Below are 16,302 nucleotides of genomic sequence, written 5' to 3' on the forward strand. Positions count from 1 at the left end.
GTGTTGGCGTGTTGGCGTGTTGGCGTGTTGGCGTGTTGGCGTGTTGGCGTGTTGGCGTGTTGGCGTGTTGGCGTGTTGGCGTGTTGAGCGATAATACGCTAATGAATAGCTGGATTGTTGATACAGGACGATAACTTTTTCGTCCTGTATCAGACCGAGCTATCCTATCAGAATGGCGATGGCCCCAATTGCGGGAGTTACATCAGCCAGTAATGGCCGGCAAGATAGAGAATCGCGGCAGAAACAATCCCGGCTACGATATCATCGGCCATGATCCCCATGCCACCGTGAATGTTGCGGTCAAACCAGCGGATCGGCCAGGGTTTCCAGATATCAAACAGACGGAACACCAGGAAGCCTGCCAGCACCCACTGCCAGCTGTTGGTTGGGATCGCCATCAAGGTGATCCACATCCCGATAAACTCATCCCAGACGATGCTGCCATGGTCGTGTACGCCCATGTCCTTCGCCGTGCGATGGCAGAGATAAACGCCGATACTAATGCCCAGCAGCAGCACCAGCACATAGAGATCCTGCGGCAGAAGATTCAGCAGATACCAGAAGGGGATCGCTGCAATCGATCCCATAGTACCGGGCATCCACGGGCTGAGCCCGCTGCCGAAGCCGGTTGCCAGCAGATGCCAGGGATTACTCATCTTCAGGCGACTTTTCGCCACATCTTTTTCACGCGCCAAAATGGTCAAATCCTTTATGGTTAAACTCCACGACTCTGTCATCCTGCGACAGAACCAGTCCCTCTGACTGCGGGCCAATCTGACCAATGCAGGTAAACGGTACGCCAAGGTAGCCGAGCGCCACATCCAGCGCACCGCGGTTGATTTCCGGCACCGTGAAGCACAGTTCATAATCTTCGCCGCCGCTCAGCGCCCAGTGCAGGCACTGCTCAGGGCTGAAATACTGCTTCAACGGCTCTGATAACGGCAGCGCATCAAGATTAATCCTCGCGCCGCAGTCGCTGGCTTTTAGTACATGGCCGAGATCGGAAATAAGCCCGTCGGAGATATCAATCGCCGAAGTTGCCAGATCCCGTAAAGCCTGGCCCTGCAAAATACGCGGGATCGGGCGCAGATGGCGTTTAAGTAAGGCTTCATGTGCCGCGGGATCGCTCAACTCAGCCTGACCCAGCAGCAGTGCCAGACCGGCTGCGCTGTCACCGAGCGTGCCTGTGACGTAAATCCAGTCGCCGATGCGCGCACCGGAGCGACGGAGCGCTCGCCCCTGTGGCACCAGGCCATGAATCCCCAGCGTCATGCTGAGCGGACCGCGCGTGGTATCGCCGCCGATCAGCTGCATATCGTAATAATCGAGAAGCTCAAACAGGCTGTCGCTGAAACTTTCCAGCCAGCTTTCATCAACGTCAGGCAGCGTCAGAGCCAGAGTAAGCCACGCCGGATCGGCGCCCATCGCAGCAAGGTCGCTAAGATTTACCGCCAGCGCTTTGTAGCCGAGGTCGGCTGGATGAATATCGGCAAGAAAATGGATACCCGCCACCAGCGTATCGGTACTGATAGCCAGAGACTGTTTTTCAGGTACGCTCAGCAAGGCGCAGTCGTCGCCAATACCTTCTTCGACATCGCGACGGGAGCTTGTTACACGATCAAAGTAGCGTGCTATCAGTTCAAATTCGCCACAAGCCATAATGCATTCCGGGAGTAAAAAGAAGAGGCCGGGTTAGCGGCCTCTTGAGAGATTATTTGCGGTTTGGACGGATCTGCGGAGCGGCTTTATCCAGCACGCCGTTGACAAACTTATGGCTGTCTTCAGCACCGAACACTTTCGCCAGCTCGATCCCTTCGTTGATGGCCACTTTGTAGGGAACATCTGAACGCTTGCTCAGTTCAAACAGAGAAATACGCAGGATCGCCTTTTCTACCTGTCCCAGCTCTTCCAGCTGACGTGACAGATAGGGTTTCATCAGGCCGTCGAGGTATGCACTGTTAGTTGCAACGCCGCCGACCAGCTCACGGAAATAATTGATATCGACGTCTTTAACGTCCTGTTCCGCCAGAAACTGGTATTCGACATCAGCGATGTCGTTTTTGGAGATCTGCCACGAGTAAAGTGCCTGAACAGCACATTCACGGGCGCGGCGACGAGCAGCAGGTTTCACGAAATTCCCCTTAAATCAGGCTTTGATGGCTTTTAATACGTTAATCATTTCCAGTGCGGTCAGGGCTGCTTCAGCACCTTTATTACCCGCTTTGGTTCCGGCGCGTTCAATGGCCTGCTCGATGTTTTCAGTCGTCAGCACGCCAAAGGCAACCGGGATATCGCTGTTCATGGCAACGCTGGCCAGGCCGGAACTGGCCTCGCCTGCCACATATTCGAAGTGAGCGGTGCCGCCACGGATAACGGTACCCAGCGCCACAACGGCATCGTGCTTGCCGGCTTTTGCCAGCGCGCGTGCGGTCATTGGCAGCTCATAGGCGCCCGGAACCCAGACCACAGTGATATTTTCATCTTTCACCTGGCCAATACGCTTCAGGGCATCAATCGCGCCGCTCAGCAGGCTGTCATTGATAAAGTTGTTGAAACGCGCAATAACCAGGGCAACACGCGCATCAGGGGTGGCAACAGCAGCTTCAATAACGTTCATAATCTTCCTTTCAGGGTTCTGTTTGGCCCCGCAGGGGGGCGGATTCTATCATACTCTTTATCCGTCTGCTCGCTTTTGCGCAAACGGAATGCAGGCAAAAATCTTCGCTGAGCGCGAGCCGTTAATTCAGCGGTATCGCGGCGTGACCGTCAGACGGACATCGGGCCCCACCTGGCGAACATCGCTGAAGACAAATTCCGGCGCATCAGCCAGACGCGCCAGTCCAGGCAGATGGCACAGCCCGCGGCCCGCATCGCCCAGCAGTTTCGGTGCCAGATAGACGATCAGCTCGTCAACAACGCCCGCCTGCAACAACGCGCCGGCAAACTGCGCCCCGGCTTCCACCCAAACGCTGTTAATCTGTTTTTTCCCCAGCAGCATAAACATTGATACCAGATCGATCCGGTTGTTATGGCGCGGCACGCTGAACTGGGTCACATTATCCGGCCACGATTGCGTATCGATTTCGTTACGCGCCAGCCAGGTTTCCCCGGATTGTGCAATAAGTCGATGCTGCGGCGTGACGCGATTCTGGCTGTCTACGATAATTCTCACCGGCTGGCGTAAATCCTCTGCGGCATAGCGTGAACGGGTGCTGGCATCCAGCTCGTCATAACGCACCGTCAGCGACGGATTATCGGCCAGCACGGTTGCACTGGTGCTAAGAACGGCAGAGCTTTGTGCCCGCAGTCGCTGCACATCGCGCCTTGCTTCAGGCGAAGTAATCCACTGGCTTTCACCGCTGGCCATTGCCGTGCGACCATCCAGCGAAGCGCCCAGCTTTAACTGCACCCACGGGAATCCGGTACGCATCCGCTTAAGGAAGCCGCGGTTTAGCGCTTCCGCTTCCTGCATCATCAAGCCGTGGCTGACGTCGATACCGGCCTGTTGCAGACGATAAAGCCCGCGCCCGGCCACTTCCGGATTGGGATCTTGCATTGCCGCCACTACCCGGCTAACCCCCGCCGCCGTCAACGCGTCACAGCAGGGGGGTGTGCGCCCGTGATGGCTACAGGGTTCAAGGGTCACATAGGCAGTAGCACCACGGGCTTTATCACCCGCCATTCGTAGCGCATGCACTTCGGCATGTGGCTCACCGGCACGCTGATGATAGCCCTCACCCACAATTTCGCCGTCGCGTACAATAACGCAGCCAACGTTGGGATTAGGCGTTGTGGTAAAGCAACCGAGGCGCGCCAGCTCGAGCGCTCGCGCCATATAGTATTCATCACGCATCGCATCAGTCCTGTAAGCGGGCGATCTCTTCGCCAAATTCCCGAATATCTTCAAAGCTGCGATAAACGGAGGCAAAGCGGATATAAGCGACTTTATCCAGCTTTTTCAGCTCGTCCATCACCAGATTACCAATCATCTTACTGGCCACTTCGCGCTCGCCGGTCGCGCGCAGCTGGCTTTTAATATGGCTGAGCGCAGTCTCAACCGCATCGGAGTTGACCGGGCGTTTCTCCAGCGCTTTCATCAGGCCGCTGCGCAGTTTGTCTTCATTAAACGGCTCGCGCACATCATTGCTTTTCACCACGCGTGGCATCACCAGCTCGGCGACTTCAAAGGTGGTAAAGCGTTCATGGCACACCAGGCACTGGCGGCGGCGACGTACCGAAGCCCCTTCCCCCACCAGGCGGGAGTCGATCACTTTGGTATCCACGGCGGAACAGAATGGGCAATGCATGATGCGTCCTGATAATCCTTGAAATTGAAGGTTAGTGTAACGCGAACGAAGCCGCCTGCCAAAGCCACGCGGCGCAAAACTGCATGACTTTATGCGGCGCGGGCCGCAAAAGACAGCTTTTCGCGGCAGGCTATTCAGACCGCTTTGCTCTAAGATAAAAGCAAACGTTAAATCAGAAGGAAATGAACAATGACAACGGCTTATCTGAAACTGTCACTGGTAGCGTCGCTGCTGGCGCTGGCCGGCTGTACCAGCGCACCATCGCAGCCAAAAATCAGCCAGCTGCATAATGAAGTCGGCAAGCTGAGCAAGGAAATGCGCCAGCTAACGCGGCAGGCAGGCGCGCTTGAGCAGCAGGGGCATCTTAACAGCGGCGCCGCTCAGGGAGCCTGGCTGCTGCCGCAGGCAAATACCGGGGTGATCCTGAAAAGCCAGGCGGGAGATCTGAAGCTTTCTTTAAGCCATGTACAGCCCGAAGCCAACGGCACGCGTGCCACGCTGGATATCCATGCCACGGGCGATGCTCCGCTGCCTTCGTTCAGTGCGGAAGTGGAATGGGGCGAGCTGGATAGCACCACCGGTCAGCCGTTAAGTATCAGCAGTATGTCGCAAAAAATTGAGGTTGCCAGCACATTGTTGCCGCGCAGCCAGACCAGCGTGCCGCTGCGGCTGAGCAATCTGTCACCGGATCGGCTGGGCTATGTGCGCATACACGATGTGGTGGTGACGCCGTCAACAACGACGGAGAGTAAGCCATAAAAAAAGGGCCACATACTGTGGCCCTTAGCTTTATGACAGTTCAGTCATTAAGGCAGAATCGAAGGCTGATCTGCGCCCTCTTTTTCCACTTTTTGCTGGATCATGTGTTCGCGCTTCATGCCCAGTTTCAGCGCCAGCGCTGAAGAGACATAAATCGACGAGACAGTACCAATAGTGATACCGATCAGCATGGTCAGCGAGAAGCCTTTCAGCAGCTCGCCGCCGAAGACGAACAGGATCATAACCATCGCCAGCGTCGTTGCCGAGGTGATAATGGTTCGGCTCAGCGTCTGCGTCAGGGAGACGTTGGTGATATCGTAAGACGATCCGCGACGGATTTTGCGGAAGTTCTCACGAATACGATCCGAGACCACGATCTTATCGTTCAGCGAGTAGCCGATAACCGACATCAGCGAGGCAACGATAGTCAGGTCGATCTCAATATGGAACAGAGAGAGCAGCCCCATGGTGATCACCACATCGTGCGCCAGCGCCAGAACGGTACCCAGCGCCAGTCGCCACTCGAAGCGGAAACCGATATAGATCAGAATAGCAATCAGCGCGGAGAGCAGCGCCATGCCGCCTGCCGTCGCCAGATCGCTACCTACAGTCGGCCCAACGAACTCAATGCGCTTAACGGTAGCATGCTGCTTAGTGGTGTCATTAATCACCGCCAGCACCTTGCTGCCCAGCTCCTGGCCTACATTACCTTCGTTTGGTGACATACGCACCATCACATCACGGCTGCTACCAAAGTTCTGTACCTGCGGTTCTGCGAACCCGGCTTTTACCAGGCTTTCGCGCATCACGTCCAGATCGGTCGGATTTTCCAGGTTGATTTCAATCACCGTACCACCGGTGAAATCAAGCCCCCAGTTAAAACCACGCACACCGATAATTGCTACCGAGATAATCAGCAGCAGACCAGAGATGATGAACGCCAGCGTATCCCAGCGCATAAAGTCAACGACTTTACGCCCGTGATTCATTTGTTCAACACTATGTTCCTGTGACACAACGCACTCCTCAGATAGACAACTTGTTGATGCGTTTGCCGCCGTACATCAGATTAACGATGGCACGGGTGCCGATAATCGCGGTAAACATGGAAGTTGCCACACCAATCGCCGTGGTGATAGCAAACCCTTTAATCGAGCCGGTACCTACTGCATACAGAATGATAACTTTAATCAGCGTGGTAACGTTGGCATCAACGATACTGGAGAACGCGCCTTTATAGCCTTCATGAATCGCCTGCTGAACGGAGCGTCCGTTACGCAGCTCTTCTTTGATACGCTCATTTATCAGCACGTTAGCATCGACCGCCACCGCCAGCGTCAGTACGATACCAGCAATACCCGGCATCGTCAGCGTAGCACCCGGCAGCAGGGACATGATGCCGATAATCAGCACCAGGTTAGCTAACAGCGCGCTGGTCGCCACCAGACCGAATTTCTTGTACCACACCACCATAAAGATGATCGAGGCGATCAGGCCCCACAGGCAGGCTTCCAGACCCTGAGTGATGTTCTGCTGACCCATAGTCGGACCAATAGTACGCTCTTCAACAATCTGGATTGGCGCAATCAACGCACCGGCGCGCAGCAGCAGCGACAGCTGACGAGCTTCGTTCGGGTTGTTAATGCCGGTAATACGGAAGCTGTTACCCAGACGAGACTGGATATTCGCCACGTTGATCACCTCTTCCTGCTTCACCAGAATCGAACGGCCGTTGGCATCTTTCTTCCCGCTGTCTTTATATTCAACAAACAGGGTAGCCATCGCCTTACCGACGCTGTCTTTGGTGAAGTTGGACATGATGTTACCGCCAGCACTGTCCAGGGAAATATTAACCTGTGGTTGGTTGTACTCATCCATGCTTGAGGTGGAGTCGGTAATATGGTCACCGGTGAGGATCACGCGTTTGTACAGCACAACCGGCTGGCCATCACGCGTATCTTTCACTTCAGAGTCACCGGGCACACGGCCGTTTGCTGCCGCTGTTGCATCCACGCTGGTATTAACCAGGCGGAATTCCAGCGTTGCCGTCGCTCCGAGGATCTCTTTCGCACGCGCGGTATCCTGAATACCCGGCAGTTCAACCACAATGCGGTCCGCACCCTGGCGCTGCACCAGCGGCTCGGCTACGCCCAGCTGGTTGACACGATTTCGCAGAATGTTGATGTTCTGCTGTACTGCATATTCACGCGCTTCACGCAGACGCTCGTCGCTCATTACCGCAGTCAGCGCATTACTGCCGCTGCTACTGATGACCATATCGCGGTGACGGCTCGTCAGATAGCTAACAGCCTGATTACGCGCATCCGCATCGCGGAAACGAATCTCCATGCCGTAGTTGTCAGTTTTACGAACGTTAACGTAAGGAATATTTTTTTCGCGCAGATCGCTACGCAGGCTATCGATATTTTGCTCCTGGAGTTTACCCAGAGCAGTATCCATATCGACTTCCATCAGGAAATGCACGCCGCCGCGCAGGTCAAGACCGAGTTTCATCGGCTCTGCGTTCAGCATTGACAACCAGGTGGGTGTAGCCGGCGCAAGGTTAAGCGCCACAACGTAATTCTCGCCAAGAATCTTCATAATTGCTTCACGAGCGCGCAGCTGCACGTCGGTATTAGCGAAACGCGCCATAATAGCGCCGTTTTCCAGGGCAATAGATTTGCTCTGGATATTATCTTCTTTTAATGCGTTTTGGATCTGAACCAGCGTTTGCTCACTGGCGGCGCTTCCGCGCGCACCAGTGATCTGAACAGCCGGATCCTCACCATAAAGGTTAGGCAGTGCATACAGCAGACCGACGAGTAATACGACGATCAGCATGATGTACTTCCATAAAGGATAACGGTTTAACACGGCAGTTCCCTTAGGGACATCAAAAATTACAGCGCCTTCATCGAACCTTTCGGCAGAACGGCAGCTACGAAGTCACGTTTGACCACAACTTCAGTGGTTTCGTTCAGCGCGATAGTGACATAACCAGTTTCCACTACTTTCGTAACGCGGCCTACCAGGCCACCGGTGGTCAGCACTTCATCACCCTTAGAGATTGAGTCCATCAGTTTTTTGTGCTCTTTCGCACGTTTCTGCTGAGGGCGCAGGATCATAAAGTAGAAAATCAGACCAAATACAACCAGCATAATCACCAGAGAGTAAGGACTTCCCTGTGATGGTGCTGCAGCTGCCACGGCATCAGAAATGAACAAGCTCATTAAAATTCCCTCATTGTTTAATTATCAGACGTTAATGGCGGAACCGCCGTCCCCGTCCGTTGGTAAAATTCAGTCACGAAGTGCTCTAATTTACCTTCTTCGATAGCCTTGCGTAAACCCGCCATCAGGCGCTGGTAGTAACGCAGATTATGAATGGTATTCAGACGCGCTCCTAAAATCTCATTACAGCGATCGAGATGGTATAAATAAGCACGGCTGTAATTGCGACAGGTGTAACAATCACACTCGGCATCAAGCGGAGACGTGTCATCTTTATACTTCGCGTTACGGATTTTCACCACGCCATCGGTGACGAACAGATGTCCGTTACGCGCATTACGGGTTGGCATCACGCAGTCGAACATATCAATACCACGACGGACGCCTTCAACCAGATCCTGTGGCTTACCAACGCCCATTAAGTAGCGCGGTTTATCTTCAGGAAGCTGCGGGCAGACGTGCTCCAGAATACGGTGCATGTCCTCTTTTGGCTCGCCGACCGCCAGACCGCCCACAGCGTACCCATCAAAGCCGATCTCCACCAGTCCTTTAACCGAGACATCGCGTAAATCTTCGTAAACACTACCCTGAATGATGCCGAACAGCGCGTTTTTATTACCAAGCGAATCAAAGCGATCGCGGCTACGCTGTGCCCAACGCAGGGACATTTCCATTGAACGCTTGGCATAATCCCAGTCGGCCGGGTATGGCGTACATTCATCGAAAATCATCACGATATCAGAACCGAGATCGAACTGAATTTCCATCGATTTTTCAGGATCGAGGAAGATCGCATCACCGTTGATCGGGTTGCGGAAATGTACGCCTTTCTCAGTGATCTTACGAATATCCCCCAGGCTGAAGACCTGGAAGCCGCCGGAGTCGGTCAGAATGGGGCCTTTCCACTGCATAAAATCATGCAGATCGCCGTGTAGCTTCATGATTTCCTGGCCAGGACGCAGCCATAAATGGAAGGTGTTGCCCAGAATAATCTGTGCACCCGTCGCTTCAACTTCTTCCGGCGTCATGCCTTTTACCGTACCGTACGTGCCCACGGGCATAAACGCCGGGGTTTCTACCACGCCACGGTCAAAAACCAGGCGTCCACGACGGGCGCGGCCGTCGGTCGTATCTAATTCAAACTTCACATTGCCTCCACCGAAGAAACAGTTCGATGTTAATGGTGATCAAAGGGACAGCCGATGCCGTCCTTTGGAAAAATCAGCCCTGCCCCGGGATCTCGTGGCAGGCCTGTGGATTACGGGTGATGAACATGGCATCGCCGTAGCTAAAGAAACGGTATTCCTGTGCCACCGCCTGCTGATAGGCGTGCATCGTATTTTTATAACCGGCAAAAGCAGAAACCAGCATAATCAGCGTAGACCCCGGCAGGTGGAAATTAGTCACCAGCGCGTCGATCACCTGATAGGTGTAGCCAGGATAGATAAAAATTTTGGTATCACCAAAGAACGGTGCAATCAGCGCATCATCAGCGGCCTGCGCCGCACTCTCCAGCGAGCGTACCGAGGTGGTGCCCACGGCGATAACCCGGTTGCCACGCGCCTTACAGGCCAGTACCGCATCCACCACATCCTGCGGCACTTCCGCATATTCGGCGTGCATAATGTGGTCTTCAATGCTGTCTACTCGCACCGGCTGGAATGTCCCTGCACCAACGTGCAGGGTAACAAATGCGGTTTCAATGCCCTTCTCGCGCAGCGCGGCCAGCAGAGGCTCGTCGAAATGCAGACCGGCGGTAGGAGCCGCAACGGCGCCAGGTTTTTGACTGTAAACCGTCTGATAAAGCTCACGGTCTACTTCTTCATCCGGACGATCGATATACGGCGGCAGCGGCATGTGGCCGATGTCGTTCAGAATATCCAGCACCGCGCGCGGATCGTTAAATTCAATTTCAAACAGCGTGTCATGACGCGCGGTCATGGTTGCCTGCACGCTTTCATCTTCGCCCAGCAGTAGTGCGCTGCCCGGCTTCGGAGACTTGGAGGAGCGCACATGGGCCAGCACGCGCTTATCATCCAGCATGCGCTCAATCAGCACTTCAATTTTCCCGCCGCTGGCCTTACGACCAAAAATACGTGCCGGGATCACCCGCGTATTATTAAACACTAGCAGGTCACCGGGATTAAGTTTGTCCAGTAAGTCGGTGAACACCCCGTGCGTCAGCGCGCCATCCTCACCGTTTAACGACAGCAGGCGGCACCCGCTGCGCTGGGCCTGCGGATAGTGGGCAATCAAAGATTCTGGTAACTCAAAAGAAAAATCGGCAACGCGCATGGTCATTCACATTCAGGGAAATCAGGGCGCATATTCTAGCTGAAAAACGGTAACTTCTAAACCTGCCCTTGATCTTTCATGTCGTCGTTGCAAAGCCGTGGATAAAAATAAGATATAGTAGGCGCATGAACTATCTCGCTCACCTCCATCTCGCCACGCTTGCCAACAGCTCGCTGCTGGGCAATATGATGGCCGATTACATTCGTGGCAATCCGCAGCAGCAGTTTTCTGCCGAAATTGCCGAGGGCATTGCCCTGCACCGGCGTATCGATGCGCTGACCGATTCGCTGCCGGAAGTCCGTGCGGCACGGCAGTTGTTTCGCCCGGAAACGAAGCGCGTTGCGCCCATTACGCTGGACGTTATCTGGGATCATTTCCTGTCACATCACTGGGCTAAACTGGTGCCGGAAATTTCCCTGCCAGCTTTTTTGTCTCAGGTTAAAAGTGTGATTGAGCCACAATTGCCGGGTACGCCGGAAGGCTTTCAGACTCTTAATCATTACTTATGGCGCGATTGCTGGATGGAGCGTTATGCCGCTGCACCCTATTTACAAAATGTGCTGTGCGGGATGGCCAGCCGCCGCCCGCGCCTGGCGGCACTGAGCGAGAGCTATTACGATTTTGAAGAAAATTATCAACAGCTTGAAGACCTTTTTTGGCAGCTGTATCCGCAGATGATGGATCGGGCGGCCCGACAAATTCTGTGAAATAGCCCCAGACTGACTTACCGGTTGCCCTTTTCAGTAAAAAGGTTATTGTATGATACTGTTTTAGTATCATCCTTACTTTTGATAGGCGTAACCTATCTGAATAATCGGCGTATTACGCTGGCTCGCGGCAGGATGCACACCTTATACTTCCCGCATCTTGTCACCTTCTTCTAACTTACTTTTACAGGAGTAAACATGGTCCTTGTAACTCGTCCAGCCCCTGATTTTACCGCCGCAGCCGTACTGGGCAACGGTGAGATCGTAGAGAACTTCAATTTTAAAAAACACACCGCTGGTAAAGCCACCGTTGTGTTCTTTTGGCCAATGGACTTCACCTTCGTCTGCCCTTCTGAGCTGATCGCTTTCGACAAGCGCTATGCTGAGTTCCAGAAGCGTGGCGTTGAAGTTGTGGGTGTTTCCTTCGACTCAGAGTTCGTCCACAACGCCTGGCGTAAAACTCCGGTTGAGAAAGGCGGCATCGGCGAAGTGCAGTACGCGATGGTTGCTGATATCAAACGTGAAATCCAGAAAGCCTACGGTATTGAGCATCCGGACGCGGGCGTTGCCCTGCGCGGCTCTTTCCTGATCGACAAAGCCGGTGTGGTTCGCCACCAGGTTGTGAACGATCTGCCGCTTGGCCGTAACGTTGATGAAATGCTGCGTATGGTTGACGCGCTGCAGTTCCACGAAGAGCACGGCGAAGTGTGCCCGGCTCAGTGGGAAAAAGGCAAAGAAGGTATGGGCGCATCGCCAGAAGGCGTGGCGAAATACCTGTCTGAAAACGCCGCTAAGCTGTAATTTCAACGTCGATAAAAACTCGCTTCGGCGAGTTTTTTTTTGCCCCCAATTCCCTCCTGCTCTCTGCAATTATTGTTACTAATTTGTTGAAGGCACCTTTTGCCAGGCTGATGAATACGGTTTTTATCCATTATGTCTTGACCAGCCCAGCTACCATCAACCGCCAGTACTGGATTACGGCGGCAGGGCGATGAACTTCACGCTTGCGACAATACACAGGGAGCTGCAATGGCGTCAGACAATAAAAACTGGATTACGGCAGCCGATGTTGCCCGTCATGCAGGGGTTTCACGTTCAGCGGTATCACGCACGTTTACACCGGGAGCCTCCGTCTCGGAGCAAACCCGCCTGCGGGTTCTGGCCTCTGCTAATGAATTGGGTTACCAGGTCAATATTATTGCCAGAACAATGATTACCGGCAGCAGCAACTTCGTTGGCCTGATTTCCAACAGTTTCGACAATCCCTTCACCAGCAGGCTGTTAGTTTCGTTAATTCATCATCTGACGCTGCACGGCTTTATGCCGCTGCTGTTAAATATAAACGGACCACATCAGCTCGAACCCGCACTGCACAAGTTACTTAGCTACCATATCACCGGGGTGATCATGACCTCGGGTGCACCTCCCCTTACTCTGGCACGCGAATACCTGGCGAAGAAAATCCCGGTCGTGCTGATTAACCGCTATGCCTGCCTGCCGGGCATCGATCGAATTTGCAGTGATAATTCTCAGGGTGCAACCCAGGTTGCAGAGTTGTTTCTCGAACAAAATCTGCGACAGCTGGCTTTTATTGGAGAGAACCGGCACAGCTTTAATACCGCTGAGCGTTGGCGAGCCTTTCGTGCCTCTCTACCAGCAACACCGCCCGTGGCCCATTTCTGCGACCAGGACAGCTATCAGTGCGGCTGGAATGCAGCGGAAACCGTCTTAACGGCACAGCCCGATCTTCAGGGGATTTTCTGCGCCAGTGATATGCTGGCGATGGGAGCGATGGACTACCTTCGCCAGTCAGCGCAAAACGCCGATGTCAAAGTGGTAGGGTTTGATGATATCCCGCAGGCGGGTTATGCAGCCTACAGGTTGACGACCGTACGCCAGGATACCGATCGGTTAGCGCTGTTTTCCGTAGACTCCCTGCTCAAGCGAATTGAGAACTTTTCCCGCCCTTCACTCGAGCAATCCGTCCCGGTTAACCTGGTTCGCCGCTGCTCAGCCTGACGTTGACAAAAAAGCCGCAATCCTGGCGGATAGCGGCTTTTTGAGGCTCAGTTTAACAACGTGAGCTACACTTGCATCGCTTTACCCACTGCCAGCTCACCAGCAGCAGCAGAATCCACGCAATACCAACGTACAGCGATACCCGAGTATCCGGGAAGTAGCCGATAAGGCCGATAATAAAGACCAGGAACAGAATACCCACCGTTGCGGTGAATGGCCCACCCGGCAGGGCAAACGCCAGTTCCTTCTTCTGCTCGGCACTCAGCGTGCGGCGAAAGCCAATCTGGGAGAACAGGATCATAATCCACACCCAAACGGTCGCGAACGTCGCCAGTGAAGCGATAACCAGGAAAACTTTCTCCGGCATCAGATAGTTCAGATAGACCGCTATCAGCATCGCCAGCATCATGGCGACCACCGTTACCCACGGCACGCCACGGCGGGAAACGCTTGAGAAGACTTTCGGTGCGTGGCCCTGCTCTGCCATACCGTGCAGCATTCGCCCAACGCCGAAGACATCGCTGTTAATCGCCGACAGTGACGCAGTAACCACCACAAAGTTGAGGATGGCTGCCGCTGCCGCAATCCCCATATGCTGGAAAGTCAGCACAAACGGACTGCCGGTGGTTCCCACCTGGTTCCACGGGTAGATGGACATAATGACAAATAGCGTCCCTACATAGAACACCAGAATACGCAGCGGTACCGCATTAATCGCCCGTGGAATTGAAGTCTGTGGATCTTTCGCCTCACCGGCGGTAATACCAATAATCTCAATCCCACCATAGGCAAACATCACCACCTGCAGCGACAGCATCATGCCGATCCAGCCGTTGGGGAAAAATCCGCCGTGGACCCACAGATTACTGATGCCGGTTGGCTGGCCGCCGTTGCCCAGACCCCAGACAATAATACCGATACCGGCGACAATCATGATGATGATGGTGGCAACTTTGAACAGCGACAACCAGAACTCCACCTCACCAAACACTTTCACCGTGGCAAGGTTAATAGCGCCAATAATCATCACCACGCTCAGCACCCAGATCCAGTGCGGCACGTCCGGGAACCAGAAGCCCATATAGATACCGAACGCGGTAACGTCGGCAATCGCTACGATGAGGATTTCAAAACAGTAGGTCCAGCCGGTAATATAGCCTGCCAGCGGGCCGAGATAGTCCTGCGCATAGCGCGAGAAGGAGCTGGCCTGAGGATTGCTGACCGACATTTCGCCCAGCGCACGCATAATGATATACGCCACCGCACCGCCGATCAGATAGGCCAGAATAACGCTGGGACCGGCCATCTTAATAGCATCCGCCGAGCCGTAAAACAGCCCGGTTCCGATTCCCGAACCCAGGGCTATAAAACGAATATGGCGGGTGCTCAGCCCCTTTTTAAGTGTCGAACTTGTCATCTCTACACCTGTCGCCCCCTTACCGGGTGAGGTAAGGGAGAGTTTTACAACGCTTATTGCTGATGCGCAGTAACCGACTGGTGGCCTGACACGCGATCGTATACGGCTACCAATACCAGCATCACCAGTGAAGGTGGCAACCATGCCAGTCCCTGATCCGCCAGCGGCAGATTTTGGGCAAACCCAGGCAGCAATGCCTTAAATTCCGTGGTTTTGATGGCGTCAATAATACCGAAAATCAGGCTCACTAACATCGGTAAAACGATGATTCGGCTACTTTTGCACCACCACTTCAGGGTGAAATTTAACAGAACCAGTACAATGCACGGCGGATAAATCGCCGTCAGCACTGGAATAGAGAACTGAATCAGGTGGCTCAGACCCAGGTTAGACACCACCATGGAGAACAGGCCAAGAATAAACACCAGCTGGCGGTAGGTTAAAGGCAGCTGGCCTTCAAAGAACTCCGCGCAGGCGCAGGTCAGGCCAACCGCCGTTACGATGCAGGCAACAAAAATCAGCGCGGCCAGGAAGAAACTGCCCATTCCACCAAAGGTGTGCTGCACATAGGCATGCAGAATCGCGGCACCGTTAGCCTGCTGATCGACAATCGATGCGCTGTCTGAACCCAGCTTGAACAGGCTCAGATAAACCAGCGTCAGGCCAACACCGGCGATCAAACCGGCGATGACCGTATAGCGAGTCAGCAGCTTAGCGTTATCGATACCGCGTGAACGCGCGGCGTTGACGATAACAATACCAAATACCAGTGCACCCAGCGTATCCATCGTCAGATAGCCGTTTACAAAGCCGCTGGAGAATGCCGCACGCTGATAGTCATGGGTAGCCGGAGCAAGACCGCCGGCGGGCCACAGCAGTGCCGCAAGGCCCAGGATGGTCAGCGCAACAATTTTCAGTGGTGCCAGCACGTGGCCCACGGTATCCAGCAGTTTGCCAGGATAAAGAGAAATGCCAATCACCAGAGCAAAGTAGATCAGGCTGTACACCAGCAGCGGCAGTGCGCCGTCACCGGTCAGCGGCGCGATACCCACTTCGAACGAGACGGTGGCAGTACGCGGAGTGGCAAACAGTGGCCCCACGGCCAGATAGCAGACCGTTGCCAGCGCCATGCCGGCCGCTTTGCCGATTGGCGAGCTGAGGGCATCAATACCGCCACCGACGCGCGCCAGTGCAATGACGGTAATCACCGGTAGGCCCACGGCGGTAATCAGGAAGCCGATTGCTGCGGTCCAGACAAATTCGCCGGACTGGATACCCACCATCGGTGGGAAAATAATGTTTCCGGCACCTACGAACAGGGCAAAAGTCATAAAGCCCAGCGCCAGAATATCTTTTGGAGTTAAACGATGCGTCATAAGGAACGGTGTTGCCTGTACTGGTATTGAATCATGATGTCACATTTATCCCCTGTGTCGCCCTGTAAACGTTGCGAAATCAAGCTAATGTAGTGAAAACCACTTTGTATGAGCCGGACGGGCAGCGAATCTGAGCTGTTTATTTTCTATATGCAGGGGGATGATGAAAAAACGGAGATAAGTAAAACGTTT

At 54.1% G+C, this 16,302-nt stretch carries 17 protein-coding genes; 4 read left to right on the plus strand and 13 right to left on the minus strand.

Annotated elements, in window-relative coordinates; genetic code table 11:
* Positions 1 to 197: 197 nt before the first annotated feature.
* The 6 genes from pgpA to nrdR form a co-directional block, all read right to left on the minus strand.
* Positions 198 to 704 carry a phosphatidylglycerophosphatase A gene (gene pgpA / locus AC07U6_RS16880; RefSeq protein ID WP_494761747.1) on the minus strand — a complete coding sequence of 169 codons (507 nt, stop codon included), beginning with the start codon at positions 702 to 704 and terminating at the stop codon, positions 198 to 200.
* Positions 685 to 1,659 carry a thiamine-phosphate kinase gene (thiL, locus tag AC07U6_RS16885; RefSeq protein ID WP_494761746.1) on the minus strand — a complete coding sequence of 325 codons (975 nt, stop codon included), beginning with the start codon at positions 1,657 to 1,659 and terminating at the stop codon, positions 685 to 687. Before thiL ends, pgpA begins: the two co-directional genes overlap by 20 nt.
* A 52-nt stretch (positions 1,660 to 1,711) precedes the next feature.
* On the minus strand, positions 1,712 to 2,131 hold the full coding sequence (gene nusB, locus AC07U6_RS16890) for a transcription antitermination factor NusB (RefSeq protein WP_105590778.1): 420 nt from the start codon (positions 2,129 to 2,131) through the stop codon (positions 1,712 to 1,714).
* A 15-nt stretch (positions 2,132 to 2,146) separates the two neighbouring features.
* Complete coding sequence (ribH, locus tag AC07U6_RS16895; RefSeq protein ID WP_105590777.1) at positions 2,147 to 2,617, minus strand: 6,7-dimethyl-8-ribityllumazine synthase; 471 nt, start codon at positions 2,615 to 2,617, stop codon at positions 2,147 to 2,149.
* Positions 2,618 to 2,743: 126 nt separating this feature from the next.
* Entirely contained in the window at positions 2,744 to 3,853 is a 1,110-nt protein-coding gene (gene ribD, locus AC07U6_RS16900) for a bifunctional diaminohydroxyphosphoribosylaminopyrimidine deaminase/5-amino-6-(5-phosphoribosylamino)uracil reductase RibD (RefSeq protein WP_494761745.1), read from the minus strand.
* Between the two features lie 4 nt (positions 3,854 to 3,857).
* Positions 3,858 to 4,307, minus strand: coding sequence for a transcriptional regulator NrdR (gene nrdR / locus AC07U6_RS16905; RefSeq protein ID WP_494761744.1), 450 nt, complete (start codon positions 4,305 to 4,307; stop codon positions 3,858 to 3,860).
* 189 nt (positions 4,308 to 4,496) lie between these two features.
* Here nrdR and AC07U6_RS16910 point away from each other — a divergent pair, with 189 nt between their 5' ends.
* Complete coding sequence (locus tag AC07U6_RS16910; RefSeq protein WP_494761743.1) at positions 4,497 to 5,066, plus strand: SadB/YajI family lipoprotein; 570 nt, start codon at positions 4,497 to 4,499, stop codon at positions 5,064 to 5,066.
* Between the two features lie 47 nt (positions 5,067 to 5,113).
* Here the strand turns inward: AC07U6_RS16910 and secF are convergent, their stop codons facing one another.
* From secF to queA, 5 genes are all read right to left on the minus strand, one after another.
* Entirely contained in the window at positions 5,114 to 6,082 is a 969-nt protein-coding gene (gene secF / locus AC07U6_RS16915; RefSeq protein ID WP_494761742.1) for a protein translocase subunit SecF, read from the minus strand.
* Between the two features lie 10 nt (positions 6,083 to 6,092).
* Positions 6,093 to 7,940 carry a protein translocase subunit SecD gene (secD, locus tag AC07U6_RS16920; protein WP_494761741.1) on the minus strand — a complete coding sequence of 616 codons (1,848 nt, stop codon included), beginning with the start codon at positions 7,938 to 7,940 and terminating at the stop codon, positions 6,093 to 6,095.
* 26 nt (positions 7,941 to 7,966) lie between these two features.
* On the minus strand, positions 7,967 to 8,296 hold the full coding sequence (gene yajC / locus AC07U6_RS16925) for a preprotein translocase subunit YajC (protein ID WP_494761740.1): 330 nt from the start codon (positions 8,294 to 8,296) through the stop codon (positions 7,967 to 7,969).
* A 17-nt stretch (positions 8,297 to 8,313) separates the two neighbouring features.
* On the minus strand, positions 8,314 to 9,444 hold the full coding sequence (gene tgt / locus AC07U6_RS16930; RefSeq protein WP_494761739.1) for a tRNA guanosine(34) transglycosylase Tgt: 1,131 nt from the start codon (positions 9,442 to 9,444) through the stop codon (positions 8,314 to 8,316).
* A gap of 73 nt (positions 9,445 to 9,517) precedes the next feature.
* Positions 9,518 to 10,591: a tRNA preQ1(34) S-adenosylmethionine ribosyltransferase-isomerase QueA gene (gene queA / locus AC07U6_RS16935; protein WP_494764440.1), complete on the minus strand. Its 1,074-nt coding sequence runs from the start codon at positions 10,589 to 10,591 to the stop codon at positions 9,518 to 9,520.
* A 125-nt stretch (positions 10,592 to 10,716) separates the two neighbouring features.
* Here queA and AC07U6_RS16940 point away from each other — a divergent pair, with 125 nt between their 5' ends.
* The 3 genes from AC07U6_RS16940 to AC07U6_RS16950 all read left to right on the plus strand — a co-directional run bounded on the left by AC07U6_RS16940 (position 10,717) and on the right by AC07U6_RS16950 (position 13,317).
* Entirely contained in the window at positions 10,717 to 11,298 is a 582-nt protein-coding gene (locus AC07U6_RS16940; RefSeq protein ID WP_494761738.1) for an ACP phosphodiesterase, read from the plus strand.
* Positions 11,299 to 11,496: 198 nt separating this feature from the next.
* Complete coding sequence (locus tag AC07U6_RS16945) at positions 11,497 to 12,099, plus strand: peroxiredoxin C (RefSeq protein ID WP_494761737.1); 603 nt, start codon at positions 11,497 to 11,499, stop codon at positions 12,097 to 12,099.
* Positions 12,100 to 12,327: 228 nt separating this feature from the next.
* Positions 12,328 to 13,317, plus strand: coding sequence for a LacI family DNA-binding transcriptional regulator (locus AC07U6_RS16950; RefSeq protein ID WP_494761736.1), 990 nt, complete (start codon positions 12,328 to 12,330; stop codon positions 13,315 to 13,317).
* A 52-nt stretch (positions 13,318 to 13,369) separates the two neighbouring features.
* Here the strand turns inward: AC07U6_RS16950 and proY are convergent, their stop codons facing one another.
* Together proY and brnQ are read right to left on the minus strand one after the other, a co-directional pair.
* Positions 13,370 to 14,734: a proline-specific permease ProY gene (gene proY / locus AC07U6_RS16955; protein ID WP_494761735.1), complete on the minus strand. Its 1,365-nt coding sequence runs from the start codon at positions 14,732 to 14,734 to the stop codon at positions 13,370 to 13,372.
* 53 nt (positions 14,735 to 14,787) lie between these two features.
* Complete coding sequence (brnQ, locus tag AC07U6_RS16960; protein WP_494761734.1) at positions 14,788 to 16,110, minus strand: branched-chain amino acid transport system II carrier protein; 1,323 nt, start codon at positions 16,108 to 16,110, stop codon at positions 14,788 to 14,790.
* Positions 16,111 to 16,302: the final 192 nt, after the last annotated feature.

It is taken from the genome of Erwinia sp. GW821-FHT03D09 (genome assembly GCF_059420805.1).